This is a genomic window from Exiguobacterium sp. s128 (assembly GCF_018618815.1).
GTDB lineage: Bacteria > Bacillota > Bacilli > Exiguobacteriales > Exiguobacteriaceae > Exiguobacterium_A > Exiguobacterium_A antarcticum.
The window spans coordinates 79,949-98,984 of record NZ_JACSMT010000001.1; the positions used below are offsets into that span (position 1 = coordinate 79,949).

The window sequence follows — 19,036 nt, forward strand, 5'->3', positions numbered from 1 at the left end:
CCAGAAGGAAATCTGTGTTGTTTATGATTGTTTGACTGCCGTCCGGATCGACAATTCGTTTAATTGTGCATCCGAGACCGGACTTGGTGCTGCTGTCAACAAGTCACTCGCCGACGCCGTTTTCGGGAAAGCAATCGTATCCCGTAAATTCGTTCGTCCCGCGAGTAACATGATGAGACGGTCAAGACCTAACGCAATCCCCGCATGCGGCGGCGTTCCGTATTCGAACGCTTCCATCAAGAATCCGAACTGTTCGTTCGCTTCTTCTTCCGTGAATCCAAGCAATTTAAACATCCGCTCTTGAATATCCCGTTCGTAAATCCGTTGTGATCCTCCACCTAACTCATACCCGTTCAAGACGAGGTCATACGCAACGGCAAGGACGCTGCCTGGGTCCGTCTCCAGTTTATCGAGATCTTCCCGGCGTGGCATCGTGAACGGATGGTGGTTCGCATAAAAACGACCATCTGCTTCTTCAAATGTCACGAGTGGGAAATCCGTCACCCAAAGGAAATTGAAGACAGTCTCATCAATCAATCCAAGTTCTTTTCCAAGTTTTTGGCGAAGTGCACCGAGGCTGTCGGCAACAATCGAAGCTTTTGCCGCCACGAAGACAAGTAAGTCACCGGCTTCAGCAGCCGTTGCGTCAACAAGACGTGCCGTCGCTGCTTCATCAAAGAACTTCGCGATTGGCCCGTTCAGACCTTCTGCTGTCACTTTGACCCACGCAAGACCTTTTGCGCCGTAGATAGCCGTGAATTCTTGTAATTTATCAATATCTTTACGTGAAAACTGATCTGCTGCACCTTTGACGTTTAAGGCCTTGACTTCGCCCCCTGCTTCAAGCGCCATATCAAAGACTTTAAAACCGGCTCCTGTGACCGCTTCCGCGACATCAATCAACTCAAGACCAAAACGTGTATCCGGCTTATCTGAACCAAAGCGGCTCATCGCTTCTACATGAGGCATCCGTGGGAACGGTGTCGTGATGTCTTTTCCGAGTGTTTCTTTCATGACACGTGTCATCATCGCTTCCATCATCGCGTACAAGTCTTCGACATCCATGAAGCTTGTTTCGATATCGACCTGTGTGAATTCCGGTTGGCGGTCTGCTCGTAAATCTTCGTCACGGAAACAACGGGCGATTTGGAAGTACCGCTCAAAACCAGACACCATCAACAATTGTTTAAACAATTGCGGTGATTGTGGCAAAGCATAGAATTCGCCGGGATGGACACGACTTGGAACGAGGTAATCGCGTGCGCCTTCCGGTGTCGACTTCGTCAAGATTGGTGTTTCGACTTCAAGGAAGTCTTGTTCGTCGAGGAAGTTTCGCATGATGTTCGAAGCTTTCGAACGCAGGCGGAATGTTTCTTGCAGCGACGGGCGACGTAAGTCCAAATAACGGTACTTCAGACGAAGATCCTCGGATGTTTGTTCCGCTTCTTCACTGATCGGGAACGGCGTCATTTTCGAAGCGTTCAAGATGATGACTTCATCCGCGACGACTTCAACTTGTCCCGTTGGAATGTTCGGATTCGGATTTTCACGTTTGATGACGGTTCCTTTAATATCGAGCACGTATTCTGAACGAATCGTTTCCGCTAAGCGGTGTGCCTGTTCGTTTTCCGGTTGGAAGACGACTTGGACGATCCCTGTCCGGTCGCGTAAGTCGAGGAAAATCAATCCACCTAAGTCACGGCGTTTTTGAACCCATCCTTTTAACTGAACTGCTTGCCCAATTGTTTCTTCTGTTACTGTTCCGTTCATATGTGTACGTCCGATCATTGTACTTCCTCCTTTAATTTCGCAACAATCGTGTCGGCAACTGCTGACAGTGGGACATCAATCTGTTCACCGGTCGACATATCTTTTAGCGCCGCTGCACCACGCTCGACTTCTTCGTCTCCGAGGATGACGGTAAAGCGTGCTTTCATGCGGTCTGCTGCTTTGAATTGTCCTTTAAACTTCCGTCCGAGGTAATCACGATCCGCGACGAGTCCTTCTAGACGCATCAATTGCAGCAAACGGGTTGCCGTTTTTTCGACTTCATCGTTCCCTTGCGCCACGATGAAGACATCAATCGACTCATCGATTTCCGGTAAGACCGCTTCGTTTTCAAGCGCCATCAACAAACGTTCGATTCCAATACCAAAACCGATTCCCGGTGTCGCCGGTCCACCAATCTGTTCGACAAGTCCGTTGTAGCGACCGCCGCCACAAAGTGTCGTGATCGCCCCGAAACCTTCTGCTTCCGACATGATTTCAAACGACGTGTGGTTGTAATAGTCAAGACCACGAACGAGCGTCGGATCAATGACGTACTCGATGCCTAACGCATCCAGATGAAGCAAGACTTGATCAAAATAGTCTTTTGATGCCGGGTTCAAGAAGTCAAGAATCGATGGTGCCGTCGCCATGCTCGGGTGATTGCGATCGACCTTACAATCAAGGACACGCAGTGGATTGGCTTCGAGACGATTCTGGCAGTCCTGACACAACTCATGCGCAACGGGCTTGAAGTGATTGACAAGCGCTTCCCGGTGCGCCGCTCGACTTTCACTGTCACCGAGTGAATTGATGACAAGCTTTAATTTCTTTAAGCCGAATGACCGATAGATGCTCATCGCAAGACTGATGACTTCTGCATCGATTGCCGGTTCTTCACTGCCTAGCGCTTCGACGCCGTATTGGTGCAGTTGACGGAAGCGACCCGCTTGGGGACGTTCATACCGGAACATCGGTCCGATATAAAATAACTTGACCGGCTGATTCGGTGAACCGTACAGTTTATTCGTCACGAACGATCGGACAACGGCAGCCGTCCCTTCCGGACGAAGCGTAAACTGTTCTTTTCCACGTTTTTCAAGCATGAACATTTCTTTCTGGACGATGTCCGTCGTCTCCCCGACACCCCGTTTAAACAGTTCTGTTTCTTCGAAGATTGGTGTTCGGATTTCCTTGTAGTTATAACGTTTACTGATCTCCCGTAACTGGTTTTCAATATACTGCCAACGCTCGACCGTACCCGGAAGCACATCAAACGTTCCGCGTGGTAATTTCATCCTAATTCCTCCTTTTGAATACAAAAAAAGTCCTCGTCCGCAAAGGGACGAGAACTTGAAGATCCCGTGGTACCACCCTGGTTGCTGAATCTAATTCAGCCACTCGGTGCAGTTAACGCCTGCTTACGATTTTCCCTACTCTACTGTTTCAGGAAAATACCTCAGAAGGGTCTTTCATCTAGTTCGCCTGATCACCCTTCCAGCCAAGGGGTGACTCTCTACGCAGCCGAGCTCTAAACTACTCTTCTTCATCATCGGTTCTAATATCGTTCTGTTATCCCCTATATTGCCTCGTTCGAAAGATCCTGTCAAGACTTTGGTCACTTTTCTAAAATCAAGGTGACCGGACCATCATTGACGAGTGCCACATCCATCATCGCTCCGAACTGTCCCGTTTCGACCGTCAGTCCCTGCTTACGCAAACGGTCATTAAATGCTTCGTACAGTTCGTTCGCGTGATCCGGTTTTGCGGCTTCCGTAAATGCTGGGCGTCGCCCTTTTTTAACATCTCCGTATAACGTAAACTGGGAAACGGATAAAATACTTCCGTCGACATCCTGAAGCGATCGGTTCATCCGTTCTTCCTCGTCCTCGAATACACGTAATCCCGCAATTTTATCCGCCAACCAATTGACTTGTTCTAGCGTATCTTCATGCGTGACCCCGACGAGTAAAAGAAATCCTTGATCGATTTGACCGGTAATCGATCCATCGACCGTCACGCTTGCTTCTTTGACCCGTTGTAATACGACTCGCATTCCTATCCGCTCCTTATGTCATCATGACGCGATGTACGGCATACACGTCTGATATCTGTTTAATCCGGTCGACCACTTTCTGCAAGTGGTTGACGTTGTCAATCGCAATCGTCATTGAAATCTTCGCTTGTTTGCTGTCGTCCCCTTTACCACTTACGGCAACGATATTCGTATTCATCGCCGAGACGGATTGAAGGACGTCATTTAAGAGACCCGCTCGGTCAAATCCAGAAATCTCAATTTCGACATTATAACTCTTGACCGTCTTGCCCTCATGTTCCCATTCGACTTCCAGCAATCGTTCCGGATTTTGTTCGTGAATGACATTCAGACAATCCGCCCGGTGGATCGAGACACCACGTCCGCGTGTGATATAGCCGACGATATCGTCTCCCGGTACCGGATTACAGCACCGGCTCATCCGAACCAACATATTGTCGATTCCTTTGACACGAACCCCTTCCGGATTTTGTTTTTTCGGTCGGTCGAACGTCTTCATCCCACTGATGGCATCGTTGAGTTCAAGGTTTTTTGATTCTTTATCCTTGCGCAATTTTTCCGTCAATTTATGCGCGACTTGAGCGGCTGTCAATCCATGATAACCAACCGCGGCATACATATCTTCCTCTTGACCGAAGTTGAACTTCCGTGTCACGTCTTCAAGTGTCTTGTCGTTGATGACATCCTTCGGTTCAAAACCAAGCTTCTTCACTTCTGCCTCAATCAGCTCGCGGCCTTTGGAGACGTTTTCTTCCCGTTGTTGGCGCTTGAACCATTGACGAATCTTATTTTTCGCTTGACTTGAGACACAAATCTTCAGCCAATCCTTGCTTGGTCCGTAACTGTGTTTTGATGTGACGATTTCAATGATGTCACCGGTTTTCAGTTTATAGTCAATCGGTACCATCCGTCCGTTGACTTTCGCTCCGATCGTCCGGTGTCCGATTTCCGTATGAATCCGGTACGCATAATCAATCGGCACCGATCCTTTAGGTAATTCGATGACATCACCCTTTGGTGTGAAGACATACAACATGTCGCTAAAGAAATCGACTTTGACAGATTCCATGAATTCCTCTGCATCGGCTGTATCTTTTTGAAGCTCTAAAATTTCACGGAAATGAGCGATTTTATCTTCAAAACCGGATTTTGCTTCCTGTTCCTTGCCTTCTTTGTAAGCCCAGTGTGCGGCAATTCCGTACTCGGCGATGAAATGCATATCGCGTGTCCGAATTTGCACTTCAAGCGGTTCACCCTTTGGCCCGATGACCGTCGTATGCAGTGACTGGTACATGTTCGGTTTAGGCATGGCGATATAGTCCTTGAAACGTCCCGGCATCGGTTTATATTGTGTATGAATGATTCCGAGCACCGCGTAACAATCTTTGATCGAGTCGACGATGATCCGGACGGCCATCAAATCATAAATTTCGCTGAATTCTTTTTTTGAATTTTGCATTTTATTATAAATCGAATAGATGTGTTTCGGGCGGCCATCCACATCCGCTGCAATCTCAACTTCTTCGAGTACTTCGTTAACTTCATCAATCACGGATGTGACCAGTGCTTCCCGTTCCGTCCGTTTTTGTTTCATCATCGAGACGATCCGGTAGTATTGTTGCGGATTGATGTAACGAAGACTGATATCTTCGAGTTCCCATTTAATCGTCGATATCCCGAGTCGATGCGCAAGCGGCGCAAAGATTTCGAGTGTTTCTTCTGCTTTTTGGACTTGTTTTTCTTTCACCATATGTTGTAACGTCCGCATATTGTGCAAACGGTCGGCTAGCTTAATCAAGATCACACGGATATCTTCTGCCATCGCAATGAACATCTTCCGGTGGTTTTCAGCTAATTCTTCCCGTTTGGATTTGTATTTGATTTTACCGAGTTTCGTCACACCATCAACGAGCATCGTCACGTCTGCTCCAAAACGTTCCGTTAGTTCCTCCAGCGTAATGTCAGTATCCTCGACGACATCATGAAGAAGAGCGGCAACGATCGTCGTCGCATCCAGTCCGATATCCACTAGTATCCCCGCTACTTGAACGGGGTGAATGATGTAAGGTTCACCCGATCGACGAAATTGTCCTTCATGCTCGTCTTTTGCGAATTGATAGGCACGTTCGATATCCTTGACTTCTGCCTCGGTCATGTACTCCGCACATCGAGCGAGAAGGTCTTCTACATTTACGATTTGTTTATTTGTCATCCCTTATCCTCACCCAGTCCCCGGGATTGATTACGCTGAATCCCTAATATATATATCTTCTATTATCGTGAAATTTTGATAATATGTCAAAATAAAAAGAAATACCCCCCCGACTACAGCCGAGAGGATATCTACTACGTATTAATCTGCGTAACGAATCAAGGACAAGATATCGTATCCTTCTAATTTTTCACGTCCGCCTAACCCATCGAGTTCAATCAAGAATCCGATTCCGGCAACTGTTCCGCCAAGCTGTTCAATCATTTTGATTGTCGCTTCGATCGTTCCACCTGTCGCAAGTAAATCGTCTAGAATGACGACGCGTTGTCCGGGTTGGATCGCATCGTGATGCATCGTCAAGACATCTTTTCCGTACTCGAGACCATACTCGACACGAACTGTCTCACGCGGTAGTTTCCCTTCTTTACGAACCGGTACGAAACCGATTTCCATCGCGTAAGCGGCTGGACAACCTACGACGAATCCACGTGCTTCCGGACCGGCAATGACGTCAGCATCTTGTTTACGCGCATAATCGATCAAGGCGTCGACCGATTGTTTGTAGGCAGGACCATTCTGCATCAGTGATGTGATATCTTTGAAACTAATTCCTTCTTTCGGCCAGTTTTCGACCTCTTTTATATGCTGTTTGAACTCCATGTCATTTCCTCCTGCTTCGCCGCTTCTACCAAAGTATCAAAACGCTCTTTCAACTGAGCGAGTGACGAATAAATGTATTGTTGCTCAAGACGCTGACGTTCCTCATGACGCTTGTACGTCGCGGCTTCCGTCAGATCTCGTTTTTCAGCATTCGGGTTCACACCCGGCAGCCCGTCCTCCATTGTAACAAGAAAATCCAGTTCCGAAAACACTGAATGCATAAAGTTAATTGAACGTTTCGACCATTTTCGGGATTTCGACAAACGGACGAGGCCGATTCGCAGTTCATCTCGTGGACATTTGGCAAAATAATTGAAGTACTGTTTAAACTCTTCCCGTGAAGGAATCGTCTCGAAATAGTATCCTTCGTCCTTAAACGCGCAATACACACGCTCCGCCTCTTTCAAGTAGGGCAAAAAGGCTGACTCTTCTTCCGGCAAGTCTAAAAAGACGATATTGGCTTTGATCGGACCGTTCAAGGGACGTTCGGCATACTTCGTTTGTGTGTCTTTCGAGAAGGCAACTAACGTCGTCATGTCTTCTGGTAACTCAAACACGTCCGTTAACGGTTTTTTACCGCCACGGTAATCAAACAATTGATAATCAACGACGGCTAAATCTTGAATCATCAACTGTGGTTTCCGGAACCCGTTCCACTCATTGATGTTTAAGCTCCCCATCAAGGAGACGTCTGCGAGTGACGAAATCTCATCGACCGCGTCCCCAAACCCAAACCCGATTCCATCGAGTTCCGTTTTCCCATCTGTCACGAGGACTTTCAAGTGTGTCAAATCACGACCGATCCGCTTTAAATCCCGGATGTTCGCCCCTTCGACGACGACACGCGGCGAAGGATTGCCCATACCAAATGGGGCCAGTCGTCCCATTTCTTCGATCAATCCAATCGAGATCTCTGAGACGTTGAGACGTAAATCGATTTCCGTCGTCGCGATGAACGCCTTGTCCGGTAAGCCGGCGGCTTGCGCATTCAACCGTTCCCGTAAGACGGAGACATCCTCTGACGATAAAGTCATGCCTGCTGCAGCAGGATGTCCGCCGAAGTGTGGCAAGATGTCTTCACATCGTGTCAATTCAGCAAACAGATCAAACGCAGCAATCGATCGACCTGAACCTTTTGCCGTTCCTTTTTCCGCATCATGGCACAAAAGAATGACCGGACGATGATACTTCTCGACGAGCCGTGAGGCAACGATTCCGACGACACCGGGATTCCACTGATTTGAGTCGACGACTAATACACGATCGGATAAATAATGACGTTCGACTAAATCAATCGCCTCTTCCGCGATGTTCTTGACGATGTCTTGCCGTTGTTTGTTTTGTTGATCCAGTTGTTCTGCGAGGATACTGGCTTCTTCGATCGTTTCCGCCAGCAACATCTCAAGCGCCGGCATCGCGGAATCGAGACGACCTGCCGCATTGATCCGTGGACCAAAGGCAAAACCAACCGATTCTTCCGTCAACTCGTCTTCCACTAAGCTGCACACTTTCCGTAACGCTAAGATTCCGGGACGTTCGCTTGCGTTCAAGGCTTCGATTCCTTTTGCTGCGAGTAACCGGTTTTCACCAACTAACGGGACTAAATCGGCGATCGTCCCAAGAACGGCTAAATCAAGCAGTTCCTCCGGTACCCGACCGAGCAGGGCATGGGCGACTTTAAAGGCGACACCGGCACCGGCTAACTTCGAATACGGATAGTTCGTATCGACCCCAGGATGAATCATGGCAAAGGCATCCGGTAAGACGTCTTTTGCTTCGTGGTGATCGGTAATGATTAAATCGACACCTAAGTCTTGTAAGACTTTTGCTTCGTCGATTCCAGAAATACCACAGTCGACGGTGATGACTAAACCAAATCCTTCTTCTGCTGCCCAACGGAACGCTGCTTCGTTTGGTCCATACCCTTCCGTAAAACGGTTCGGGATATAACATTCCGCCATCGCTCCGATTTCGACTAACGCATGCCAAAGAATCGCAGCTGAACTGACACCATCGACGTCATAATCGCCATAAATTAAAATCATTTCACCTTCGTCAGCAGCCTGTTGAATCCGGGCGACGACTTTATTCATGTCTTGAAACAGGAACGGATCATGAAAATCCATCTGGTCTGCTTCTAAAAACGCTTTCGCCTGTTCTGCCGTCTCAAACCCACGTTGCACGAGCAGATGTGCGACTTGTCGCGAGACTGCCACTTGTTCTGCCAACTCGTTTATTTTGAGTGAATCGACTTCTTTATCGATCCATGTTTTCTTCGAATGATACATCTAACCCCTCCAATCAACTTCATCATTATAAAACAAAACCCGCGTTAGCGATAGCTAACGCGGATCTCATTCATGATGCTTGTTTCGATGATTTTAATGTCCGACCTTTCATGACGAGCCACAATTGGGCCGCAATGAAAATCGAAGAATACATTCCCATGATCAGACCAACCAGTAAGGCCAGACTGAATCCGCGGATGGCTTCACTGCCGAAGATATACAGTGCAGCGGCCGTCATGATGACGGTAATGACGGTATTGATGGAGCGAATGATCGTTTGTTGAATCGATTCGTTGACGATTTGCGCGAGCTCCGGATACGTGACTTGACGTCCACCTTTTTCGGCAAGTCCCAGATTTTCTCGCACGCGGTCGAACGTGACGATCGTATCATTGACCGAATACCCGATGATCGTCAAGACGGCAGCGATGAAGTAAAGGTTGACTTCGATCTGTAAAAGCGAGAAGAACGCAATGATCATCAAGGCATCATGGAGCAACGCAAGGACCGTCGCAATCCCGTAAAGCGGCTGAAAACGGAACGATACGTAGATGACGATTCCGAGTGAGGCGAGCAAGACGGCGTAAATCGCATTTCGGGCGATCTCCTGACCGACTTGTGCCGATACCGTCGAGATACTCGGTTCTTTGCCATACTCTGCTTCAATGACTTGTTTCATTTTTGAAATCTGTTCCTGGCTGAATTCACCAACAAACGTTACGTTGGCGAGTGTTCCACCTTGTGCAAATTGAACACCATTGATTTCAGCCGGATCGATCCCAGCATCCTCAATGACTGCCCGTACATCAGCTTCTTTAATCGTGTCTGTTGAGGCAATCTCGACTCGTGTTCCTTCTGTGAAGTCAATCCCAAGGTTCAACCCTCGAAAAGCCAGTAATAGTACAGAAATCAGCACCAAGGTAATCGTGATTGTAAAATAGATTTTCCGGTGTTTTACATAATCAAGTTTCGTTGGATTAAAGTTCACGAATTTCACTCTCCTTTACGCCAAACCAGGTTTTTTTCTTATCAAACCATCGGCTACTGACGAGAAGTTGCATCAGGTAACGTGAGATGAAGACATTCGTGACGAACGTAACGGCAATCGAGACCATCAGCATGATCGCAAACCCTTTGACCGTACTCGTACCGAAGTAATACAACACACCTGCTGAAATCAACGTCGTCAAGTTGGCATCAAGAATCGTGCCGAACGAACGACGATTTCCGGCTTTAAAGGCCGACAAGACCGATTTCCCACTACGTAATTCATCTTTAATCCGTTCGGCCGTGATGATGTTGGCATCAACCGCCATCCCGACACCTAGCACGAGGGCTGCGATCCCTGGTAACGTCAGTACGGCATTGATTCCGTTAAAGAAGATCATGACGAGATAGATATAGAACAATAACGTGATGATCGATACGAAACCAGACACCCGGTAAAACAGCAACATGAACAAGAAGACAGCTGCCACACCGATCATCGAAGCAAACAATGTCTGATCGAGGGCATCCTGACCAAAAGCAGCCGAGACAGACGTCGAATAGATTTCATCGAGCTTAACCGGAAGAGCTCCAGCATTTAGAATCGATGATAATTGTTTGCCGTATTCTGCTGTGATATCACCACCTGAGATGATGGCTTTATCCGAGTTGATCGGTTGTTGCACCGAGGCATCAGAGACGATTTTCGAATTTTCTTTTTGAATCTCTTTTTCGTAAGTATCGCCTTTTTCATAATCCAGCCAGATGACAAGGCGGTTGCCCGGCGGTTGCATTTTTGATACGTTTTGTGTCACTTCATAAAACTTTTCTTTTGACTTCATCGTCAATTCGACAAGCGGCGCGTTTGTTTGCGGATCATATCCGACTTTTGCTCCTTTTGCCTTCAAATCCGATCCATCCAGTAACACTTTGTCGTTGATGTCCCGGAAGGATAATTCAGCCGTCGATGATAAAATCTGACGTGCTTCACTCTGATTCTTGACACCGGCTAACTGGACCCGAATCCGGTTGTCTCCTTCAATCCGGATGTCCGGTTCCGAGACACCAAGGACGTTGACTCGGTTTTCGATGGCCGTCAAGGTCGCGCTCATCGCGTTCGCATCGATGACGTCGCCTTCTTTGAGCGGTTGTACTTCATACAGCACTTCAAATCCACCTTTTAAATCAAGACCCAACTTCGTGTCCTTTAAAAGCCAAGTCGATGTCGTACCGATCAATATGAGCAGCGCGGCAACGATGATAAAAAACGAGGCCAGTTTTCCCTTCTTAATCATGCTACATTGTCCTTTCTCTCTATCCCAGTATATTTTCAGACAACTTTCTTATCCTATCCTAGCTTACATAAGAATTGGTAATGATAGCAATCGTTTTTCTCATATAAAAACAGAAAAGACGCTCCCGGATTCGGAAAGCGTCTGTTTCGAGCCTTATTCGACGATTTCGTCGTCCATGACAGTCGTTGATTTTTTCGTAACTTCTGCGACCGCACTTCGGTTAAACGTCAATTGTGCGTTGCCTGATTTCAATGTGACCGTTGTCTCATCAACTTTTTGTACAACCCCATGAAGGCCACCGATCGTGACGATCGAGTCACCGCGTGATAACTGGGTTTGCATCTCACGCACTTGCTTCTGGCGTTTGTTCTGTGGACGAATCAACAAGAAATAAAACACCACGAAGATCAAGATCATCGGGAGGAATGTCAATAATTGTTGCATCTGAGTCAGCTCCTTTTCATTCAAATCACGTTCATTATACCGTAAAAAGAATGGATTTGTCAGACCGTTTATCAGAAATTCTTCGCATTCGGTAAATTATAGCCATATTCTTCAAAAAATTCATCTTTAAAATCAAGCAGACGGTCTTCACGAATCGCTTGACGAACGCCTTCCATCAACTTGACGAGGAAGTGAAGATTATGTGTCGAACAGAGGTGCAACCCAAACGTTTCCTGCGCACGGATCAAATGGTGAATGTAAGCACGCGAATAATTCTTACATGCATAGCAATCACATTTTTCATCGAGCGGACGGAAATCGCGGGCATATTTGGCATTGCGGACGACGAGACGTCCGCTTGACGTCATCAACGTTCCGTTACGCGCGATCCGAGTCGGCAAGACGCAGTCGAACATATCGATCCCGCGAATCGCGCCTTCGATCAACGCATCCGGCGAGCCGACCCCCATCAAGTAACGGGGTTTGTCTTCCGGCATGAGCGGTGTCGTAAAATCAAGTGCACGGTACATGACATCCTTTGGCTCTCCAACCGACAAACCTCCGACGGCATATCCCGGGAAATCAAGTGACGCCAGGTCACGTGCGCTTTGACGACGCAAATCCTCGTATTCGCCCCCTTGGATGATGCCGAATAACGCTTGATCTTGTGGACGTTCGTGCGCAGCGAGGCAACGTTCTGCCCAACGGCTTGTCCGTTCGACGGAAGCTTTCATGTATTCGTGTGATGCCGGGAACGGTGGACACTCGTCAAATGCCATCATGATATCGGAACCCAACGCATTTTGAATTTCCATCGCTTTTTCCGGTGATAAGAACAACTTGTCACCGTTCAAGTGATTCCGGAAATGGACACCTTCTTCTGTGATGTTACGTAAGTCAGCAAGTGAGAAGACTTGGAAACCACCGGAATCGGTTAAGATCGCTCCATCCCAGTTCATGAATTTGTGCAGTCCGCCGGCTTCCTTGATGACATCATGTCCAGGACGGACCCATAAATGGTACGTGTTCGACAGGATGATGTTCGCGTTCATGTCCTTGATTTGCTCCGGTGCCATCGTCTTGACCGTCGCTTGTGTCCCGACCGGCATGAAGACAGGTGTCTCGAAACTACCGTGCGGCGTATGGACGATTCCTAACCGCGCACCGGATTGTTTACAGGTCTTGATATGTTCGTAGGTTACTGCGTGTTTTGTCATCGGTTTAATTCCTCTCTCGTTAAGAACATCGCGTCTCCGAAACTAAAGAATCGGTATCCTTGCGCAACGGCTTCTTCATAGGCATGTAAAATGTGTTCACGTGTCGATAAGGCAGACACGAGCATGATTAACGTCGACTTCGGTAAATGGAAATTCGTGATCAATCCGTCAATCCCTTTGATTTCTTGACCCGGATAGATGAAGATATCCGTCCAACCAGACGCTTCGACGAAGTCACCGTGGTCCCGGATGACCGTCTCGAGCGTTCGGGTCGATGTCGTCCCGACGGCAATGATTCGTCCACCATTTTTCCGGGTTTCTCGTAAAATCTGAGCGGATGACTCCGGTAATTCGTAGTATTCACTGTGCATCTTATGGCTGTCGACATCATCGACGGAAACCGGTCGGAACGTGCCGAGCCCGACGTGTAACGTCAACGGTGCGAGGTGCACACCTTTATCCGTCAAGGCTTTCAACAATTCCGGTGCGAAGTGGAGTCCTGCCGTCGGTGCTGCCGCACTCCCTCGTTCTCGGGCGTAAACGGTCTGATAACGGTCTTGATCTTCCAACTGTTCATGGATATAGGGGGGTAACGGCATCGTACCAAGTTGATCGAGTACTTCATAAAAGATACCTGTGTAGGAAAACTTCAGAATCCGTCCACCATCTTCAAGTGCTTCGAGACATTCCGCTTGGAGTAACCCGTCTCCAAAGGACAGCTTCGTTCCCGGTTTAACCCGCTTCGCTGGTTTAGCGAGCGTTTCCCAGACATCCTCACTCGTCTGCTTGAGTAACAGGAGTTCAATCTTCCCGCCGGTCTCTTCCTTGACCCCAAACAACCGGGCCGGCAAGACTTTTGTATCATTGATGACCAGTGTATCTCCGGCATTGAAATACGACACGATGTCATGGAACGTTTCATGACGGAGCGCTCCCGTTTCCCGATTGACGACCATCAACTTCGAACTCGTCCGATCAAGTAACGGGACTTGGGCAATCTGTTCTTCTGGTAAATGAAAATCAAATAAATTTACATCCATCTTTAATTTCCTTCTTTCAATCCTAAATGTTGCCGTGCAAACGGCGTTAAGACACGACCACGTGGTGTCCGTTGTAAAAAGCCTTGTTGAAGCAAATAAGGTTCATAGACATCTTCAATCGTCTGGGCATCTTCTCCGATCGTCGCCGCAATCGTCTCGAGCCCGACCGGTCCCCCTGCAAACCGTTCTGCAAGCGAACGTAACAACCGGTGATCGACGTCATCAAGACCTAAGGCATCGACGTGTAATCGATCGAGGGCACTCGTCGCAAGCGTTGCGTCAATCGCCGTTTGATGGGCGACTTGGGCAAAGTCCCGAACGCGTCGTAACAGTCGATTGGCGACACGCGGCGTACCACGTGAACGAAGGGCAATCGCTTCCGCTGCCATCCGGTCTGCTTCAAACCCAAACAAACGGGACGTCCGCGTGACGATGGCTGAAAGTTCCGGCATCGTATAATACTCGAGTTTCAGCGTCACACCAAACCGATCCCGGAGTGGTGCCGATAACATACCCGCCCGTGTCGTCGCTCCGACCAGTGTAAAGGGCGGCAAATCGATTCGGACACTTCGGGCCAGTTCCCCTTGACCAATGACGATATCAAGACAATAGTCTTCCATCGCCGGGTACAAGATTTCCTCGATGGAACGACTTAACCGGTGAATCTCGTCGATGAACAGGACATCCCCCGGCTCGAGCGAGGAAAGGATTGCTGCTAAGTCTCCAGGTCGTTCGATTGCCGGTCCGGCCGTCGTCTTGATTCCGACACCCATTTCATTGGCGATGATTGTTGCAAGTGTCGTCTTCCCGAGTCCGGGTGGACCATACAGAAGCACATGATCCAGTGTTTCTTGACGGATTTTTGCCGCTTGGATAAAGACACTCAGATTGCCTTTGGCTTTTTCTTGACCGATGTATTGTTCAAGTGTCTGAGGACGTAAACTCCACTCTTCCTGATCTTCCGCGTGGGCGGATTCTGACAAAATCCGTTCTTCCATGTTCTCACCTCACATTCAATAACAACTGCAGCGCCCGCTTCACGTATTGGTCGGTCGACAGCACTTCACCTTGAAGCGCTTTTTTCACTTTTTCGACTTCCCGTTCACTGTAACCAAGTGCCGTCAAGGCTTCACATGCTTCATTTAGTTCGGCATTTCCTTGAGCGAACAATCCTTCACTCGGAATATAATCAGGGGCCAGTTCGGCCAGCTTCCCTTTTAAATCGAGCGTCATTTGTTTCGCCGTCTTTTTCCCGACACCCGGGAATTTAATGAGATAACTTTCTTTTTCTTGTTCGATTGCTTCGACCAGCGCGTCGACATCACCCGATGCGACGATCGCGAGCGACCCTTTTGGACCAATCCCGGTCACACCAAGTAATTTCGTGAACAGTGCTCGTTCGCGTCGTGAACGGAATCCGAATAATACTTCTTGGTCTTCTCTGACATAATGATACGTATATACGATAACCTGTTCGTCTCCGGTCCGATAAAAAAACGGGTTCGGTGCTACGATTTTGTAGCCAATCCCCCCGACCTCGATCGTCACGAATTCTGCACAGACATAAGCGACTTCGCCGCGTACGAATTCTATCACTTTAGAACGCTCCCATCCATTAACAAACTCTCGTGTTATTGTAGCATATAACGCGGAAGCTCTTCAAAACGTAATTCCACAAAAAAACTCTACCATCCGTTGCCAGATAGTAGAGGATCGGATGTGTTCATGAACGTTCGAGCATCCGTTCGAGCGCAAGGACCGCATAACGGGTCGTGTCAGCATCGACGGTGATGACATTCACCGGATGGCCGGCTTCGATTTGCTCCAATGACCAGGCGAGGTGCGGTAAATCAATCCGGTTCATCGTCAGACACGGACACATGAACGGATTCAAGGAAACGATATCCAGTTCGGGGTGGTCGTATGCCAGTCGTTGCACAAGATTCATTTCGGTCCCGATCGCCCATTTCGTTCCCGGTTGCGCCCGTTTTATCTGATCGATGATATAGGCTGTCGATCCATTCAAGTCAGACGCATCAACGACTTCAAATGAACATTCCGGGTGGACAAGGATCGTTCGATCCGGTTCCGTCCGCCGGAACTGATCAATCTGTCCGACGGTGAATTTTTCATGGACGGAACAATGCCCTTTCCACAATACGACGCGGATATCGGCATCCACTCCATCAAACAGCAGTTCGTCCGCTATCGGATCCCAAACAGCCATCTGCTCTAACGGAACACCCAAGGCATGCGCCGTATTCCGTCCTAAATGTTGATCGGGCAGGAAAAAGAGGATATCACGCTCAGCAAGTGCCCATTCGACCATTTGGACCGCATTGGACGAGGTGACGGTCGCTCCGCCATGACGACCGACAAATGCCTTGATTTCCGCGGTCGAGTTGACATAGGTCAACGGAAGAATCGATTGACCGAGCCGGTCACTGAGGATTTCGTAAGCCCGTTCTGTTTGAAATCCATTCGCCATATCCGCCATCGAACAACCTGCCCGCATGTCGGGTAAAACGACCGTGTGACTTGCTTCAGTCAGCATGTCTGCTGTCTCTGCCATGAAATGGACCCCGCAAAACACGGTGTATTCCGCTTCTGTCATCTTTTTCGCGAGTTGTGCCAGTTGAAGCGAATCTCCGGTCGCATCCGCGAACTGAACGACCTCATCTTTTTGATAATGATGAGCCGGTAAAAATAGTCGGGTTCCCATCCGGCTTTTGACACTTTCAATCAACGACACTAATTCTTCGTCTGTTTTCTCCAAGTATGTTCGTGGAATTCCCTGGTGAGTAAATAAATCAACGTTCATCTTTTTTTCCTCCTACGATTTTCATACTGATGTCTAATGCAGGTGCCGAGTGCATCAATGCGCCGAGTGAGATGTAATCTGCCCCGGTATCACAATACGCCGGTAATGTATCAAGCGTGATTCCACCTGATAACTCCACTGTGATCTGTTTCGGAATCCATTTCCGGAACGTCTTGATTTCCTCCGGCGATCGATTATCGAGCATGATGATATCGACCCCTGCTGCGACAGCTTCTTTAACTTCTTCACCGGTCTCGACTTCGACTTCGATCGGTGTCGTATGACCGACCTGTTGTTTTGCCCGTTCGACGGCCGCCGTGATCGAACCGGCGACGGTGATGTGATTATCTTTGATCATGACAGCATCATCGAGCCGCCCGCGGTGGTTAAAGCCGCCTCCGATCCGGACCGCATGTTTCTCAAGCATTCGTAATCCCGGTGTCGTCTTTCGTGTATCTGTAATCCGAACTCTTCCGGCCGCCTGGCTGACTGCTTGCTGCGTCAACGTCGCAATGCCTGACGTCCGTTGAATGAGATTCAATGCCACCCGTTCACCCGTCAAAATCGAGCGTAATTGTCCCGACCAGTTCGCTAACACCTGTCCGCGAACAATCGCTTGTCCGTCTGTCACGATCGTTTCATGTTCGACGGCAAGTAGTCGCGCCAATTCGATCAAGACGTCCTCCCCACAAAATATCCCTGATTCCTTAGCAATGAACCGTCCGACGCCCTGCTCCATGCCGGTCAGACAAACTTCACTCGTCACGTCCTGATGACCGATGTCCTCGATCAAAAAATCTTTAAGCTGTTGTTGCAGATGCCATCTGTTCATCCTGTTGCTCTCCTTTTAATCGTTCAATTGCGCCTTCCAGTAAAAGTCGGGCGGTGGTGTGTTTGAGTCGATTCAACTCTGCCTCTCGTCCCCTTCCCGGTTCAGAGCGCTGCTTTTTATAGGTTCGAAGCGTCTGTTCGAGTCCAGTTAGTTCGAGATTGACACGTAAGACATCCGTCAATGACGGATCGGTCATCACGTCTATACCGGATATGTCGGTTGGTTCAGGTAATGGTCTCCGATAAGGCAGCTGAAGCTGTAACGCTAATTCTTTTCCCATCACAAAACATTCCAGTAGTGAATTCGACGCCAACCGGTTTTTTCCGTGCAGTCCAATCGAAGCGGTCTCCCCAACCGCGTACAGACCAGAGACCGTCGTTCGTCCGGCTTGATCCGTCTCGATTCCTCCCATTATAAAATGCACACCGGTCGTCACTTCGACTAACTCCGGACGTATGTTCAACATTTCACATTTTTCAACAAATGTCGGGAATCGTGTTTCCAGTCGTTCGACTGCTGTCGTATTCAGATAAACAGGTTCCTTGCACCGTGTTGCCGTAATCATCGATGCGACTTCGTCCCGCGCGGCTAAATCGCCTTGCGGATGATCCGCCATTACGCGTCGCCCGTCTGCCGTCATCAAGTAGGCTCCGGCACCCCGTAATGCTTCTGTGATCAAACCGTGACTGACACCGTCATGAAGCAGCACAGTCGGATGATGTTGGATATAACCTAAATCTGATAACCGCGCTCCGACGTGAGCGGCGAGCGCCAAACCGTCACCCGTCAGACACGGCTCATTTGTTGACGCCGTGAACAATCCTCCGATTCCGCCCGTTGCTAAGACGACGGCCCGGGCTGAGATGAGGAGTGGTGTCTCCCCTTGATATCCTCGCGCTCCGACAACTTGTTGCTTGACGGTCATCAGTTCTGTGATTACGGTATCTTCGATGATTGGATGCGGGAGTTGACGGAGCAGTTGCGTCATCATCCGTTCACCTGTCCGGTCCCCCCCACTATGGAAAATACGCGGTATCGTATGTGCTCCTTCTTGACCTAAGGCATAGGCGCCTGTTGCTTGACGGTCAAACGTAACACCAAACGCTTCCAACTCTTGAATGACCTGTCGTCCCGCTGCCGTGATGAAGGCGATCGTTTCTTCGTCTGTCCGTCCCTTTGCGGCTTGTATCGTATCTGCTTGATGACTGGAGTGGTCACGCTCTAAATATGCGGAAGCGATCCCTCCCTGTGCCCGCATGGAATTTGTTTCTGTCCGTTTCCCTTTTGAAACGAGCAAGACGTTCATTTCGGATGGGAGATGGAGTGCAACGGAAACTGCCGCTAGTCCTGTACCGATAATCAAAACATCTACTTCTATCTTTTTATGTAATGACATTTGATTTACACCCCTATTATT

General features: G+C 48.6%; 16 protein-coding genes and 1 other annotated feature. All 16 genes read right to left on the reverse strand.

Annotated features, from left to right (window positions below):
* Nucleotides 1-21: 21 nt before the first annotated feature.
* Nucleotides 22-1,788, reverse strand: coding sequence for an aspartate--tRNA ligase (gene aspS / locus KNQ13_RS00430; RefSeq protein WP_014970883.1), 1,767 nt, complete (start codon nt 1,786-1,788; stop codon nt 22-24).
* Nucleotides 1,785-3,065: a histidine--tRNA ligase gene (hisS, locus tag KNQ13_RS00435; protein ID WP_014970884.1), complete on the reverse strand. Its 1,281-nt coding sequence runs from the start codon at nt 3,063-3,065 to the stop codon at nt 1,785-1,787. Before hisS ends, aspS begins: the two co-directional genes overlap by 4 nt.
* 40 nt (nt 3,066-3,105) lie before the next feature.
* Nucleotides 3,106-3,329 (reverse strand) — a binding site (T-box leader).
* Between the two features lie 56 nt (nt 3,330-3,385).
* On the reverse strand, nt 3,386-3,823 hold the full coding sequence (gene dtd / locus KNQ13_RS00440) for a D-aminoacyl-tRNA deacylase (RefSeq protein WP_014970885.1): 438 nt from the start codon (nt 3,821-3,823) through the stop codon (nt 3,386-3,388).
* Between the two features lie 13 nt (nt 3,824-3,836).
* Nucleotides 3,837-6,035, reverse strand: a complete 2,199-nt coding sequence (locus tag KNQ13_RS00445) for a RelA/SpoT family protein (RefSeq protein ID WP_014970886.1) — start codon at nt 6,033-6,035, stop codon at nt 3,837-3,839.
* A 141-nt stretch (nt 6,036-6,176) separates the two neighbouring features.
* A complete protein-coding gene (locus KNQ13_RS00450) occupies nt 6,177-6,695 on the reverse strand; it encodes an adenine phosphoribosyltransferase (RefSeq protein WP_014970887.1) in 519 nt (172 codons plus the stop codon).
* The gene (gene recJ, locus KNQ13_RS00455; protein WP_026829938.1) at nt 6,674-8,983 is read right to left on the reverse strand and encodes a single-stranded-DNA-specific exonuclease RecJ; all 2,310 of its coding nucleotides are present in this window, start codon (nt 8,981-8,983) and stop codon (nt 6,674-6,676) included. The genes KNQ13_RS00450 and recJ overlap by 22 nt, the downstream gene beginning before the upstream one ends.
* Nucleotides 8,984-9,053: 70 nt before the next feature.
* Complete coding sequence (gene secF / locus KNQ13_RS16170) at nt 9,054-9,971, reverse strand: protein translocase subunit SecF (RefSeq protein WP_014970889.1); 918 nt, start codon at nt 9,969-9,971, stop codon at nt 9,054-9,056.
* Nucleotides 9,961-11,265: a protein translocase subunit SecD gene (gene secD, locus KNQ13_RS16175; protein WP_081809563.1), complete on the reverse strand. Its 1,305-nt coding sequence runs from the start codon at nt 11,263-11,265 to the stop codon at nt 9,961-9,963. Before secD ends, secF begins: the two co-directional genes overlap by 11 nt.
* A 153-nt stretch (nt 11,266-11,418) precedes the next feature.
* Nucleotides 11,419-11,709 carry a preprotein translocase subunit YajC gene (gene yajC / locus KNQ13_RS00470; RefSeq protein WP_014970891.1) on the reverse strand — a complete coding sequence of 97 codons (291 nt, stop codon included), beginning with the start codon at nt 11,707-11,709 and terminating at the stop codon, nt 11,419-11,421.
* Nucleotides 11,710-11,780: 71 nt separating this feature from the next.
* The gene (gene tgt, locus KNQ13_RS00475; protein ID WP_014970892.1) at nt 11,781-12,926 is read right to left on the reverse strand and encodes a tRNA guanosine(34) transglycosylase Tgt; all 1,146 of its coding nucleotides are present in this window, start codon (nt 12,924-12,926) and stop codon (nt 11,781-11,783) included.
* The gene (gene queA, locus KNQ13_RS00480) at nt 12,923-13,966 is read right to left on the reverse strand and encodes a tRNA preQ1(34) S-adenosylmethionine ribosyltransferase-isomerase QueA (RefSeq protein ID WP_209547895.1); all 1,044 of its coding nucleotides are present in this window, start codon (nt 13,964-13,966) and stop codon (nt 12,923-12,925) included. Before queA ends, tgt begins: the two co-directional genes overlap by 4 nt.
* 2 nt (nt 13,967-13,968) lie before the next feature.
* A complete protein-coding gene (gene ruvB, locus KNQ13_RS00485) occupies nt 13,969-14,964 on the reverse strand; it encodes a Holliday junction branch migration DNA helicase RuvB (protein WP_014970894.1) in 996 nt (331 codons plus the stop codon).
* Nucleotides 14,965-14,968: 4 nt separating this feature from the next.
* On the reverse strand, nt 14,969-15,562 hold the full coding sequence (gene ruvA, locus KNQ13_RS00490) for a Holliday junction branch migration protein RuvA (protein ID WP_012370967.1): 594 nt from the start codon (nt 15,560-15,562) through the stop codon (nt 14,969-14,971).
* Between the two features lie 127 nt (nt 15,563-15,689).
* Nucleotides 15,690-16,787, reverse strand: coding sequence for a quinolinate synthase NadA (gene nadA / locus KNQ13_RS00495; protein WP_026829940.1), 1,098 nt, complete (start codon nt 16,785-16,787; stop codon nt 15,690-15,692).
* The gene (nadC, locus tag KNQ13_RS00500) at nt 16,777-17,619 is read right to left on the reverse strand and encodes a carboxylating nicotinate-nucleotide diphosphorylase (RefSeq protein ID WP_209547894.1); all 843 of its coding nucleotides are present in this window, start codon (nt 17,617-17,619) and stop codon (nt 16,777-16,779) included. The genes nadA and nadC overlap by 11 nt, the downstream gene beginning before the upstream one ends.
* Nucleotides 17,588-19,015, reverse strand: coding sequence for an L-aspartate oxidase (locus tag KNQ13_RS00505; protein ID WP_026829942.1), 1,428 nt, complete (start codon nt 19,013-19,015; stop codon nt 17,588-17,590). The genes nadC and KNQ13_RS00505 overlap by 32 nt, the downstream gene beginning before the upstream one ends.
* Nucleotides 19,016-19,036: the final 21 nt, after the last annotated feature.

Excerpts from the sequence above, each read along its gene's own strand:
- queA (WP_209547895.1), bottom strand. The coding sequence starts at position 13,966 with ATGGATGTAAATTTATTTGATTTTCATTTACCAGAAGAACAGATTGCC.
- ruvB (WP_014970894.1), bottom strand. The coding sequence starts at position 14,964 with ATGGAAGAACGGATTTTGTCAGAATCCGCCCACGCGGAAGATCAGGAA.
- secD (WP_081809563.1), bottom strand. The coding sequence starts at position 11,265 with ATGATTAAGAAGGGAAAACTGGCCTCGTTTTTTATCATCGTTGCCGCG.
- aspS (WP_014970883.1), bottom strand. The coding sequence starts at position 1,788 with ATGATCGGACGTACACATATGAACGGAACAGTAACAGAAGAAACAATT.
- tgt (WP_014970892.1), bottom strand. The coding sequence starts at position 12,926 with ATGACAAAACACGCAGTAACCTACGAACATATCAAGACCTGTAAACAA.
- KNQ13_RS00505 (WP_026829942.1), bottom strand. The coding sequence starts at position 19,015 with ATGTCATTACATAAAAAGATAGAAGTAGATGTTTTGATTATCGGTACA.
- dtd (WP_014970885.1), bottom strand. The coding sequence starts at position 3,823 with ATGCGAGTCGTATTACAACGGGTCAAAGAAGCAAGCGTGACGGTCGAT.
- nadA (WP_026829940.1), bottom strand. The coding sequence starts at position 16,787 with ATGAACGTTGATTTATTTACTCACCAGGGAATTCCACGAACATACTTG.
- KNQ13_RS00445 (WP_014970886.1), bottom strand. The coding sequence starts at position 6,035 with ATGACAAATAAACAAATCGTAAATGTAGAAGACCTTCTCGCTCGATGT.
- recJ (WP_026829938.1), bottom strand. The coding sequence starts at position 8,983 with ATGTATCATTCGAAGAAAACATGGATCGATAAAGAAGTCGATTCACTC.
- yajC (WP_014970891.1), bottom strand. The coding sequence starts at position 11,709 with ATGCAACAATTATTGACATTCCTCCCGATGATCTTGATCTTCGTGGTG.
- nadC (WP_209547894.1), bottom strand. The coding sequence starts at position 17,619 with ATGAACAGATGGCATCTGCAACAACAGCTTAAAGATTTTTTGATCGAG.
- KNQ13_RS00450 (WP_014970887.1), bottom strand. The coding sequence starts at position 6,695 with ATGGAGTTCAAACAGCATATAAAAGAGGTCGAAAACTGGCCGAAAGAA.
- hisS (WP_014970884.1), bottom strand. The coding sequence starts at position 3,065 with ATGAAATTACCACGCGGAACGTTTGATGTGCTTCCGGGTACGGTCGAG.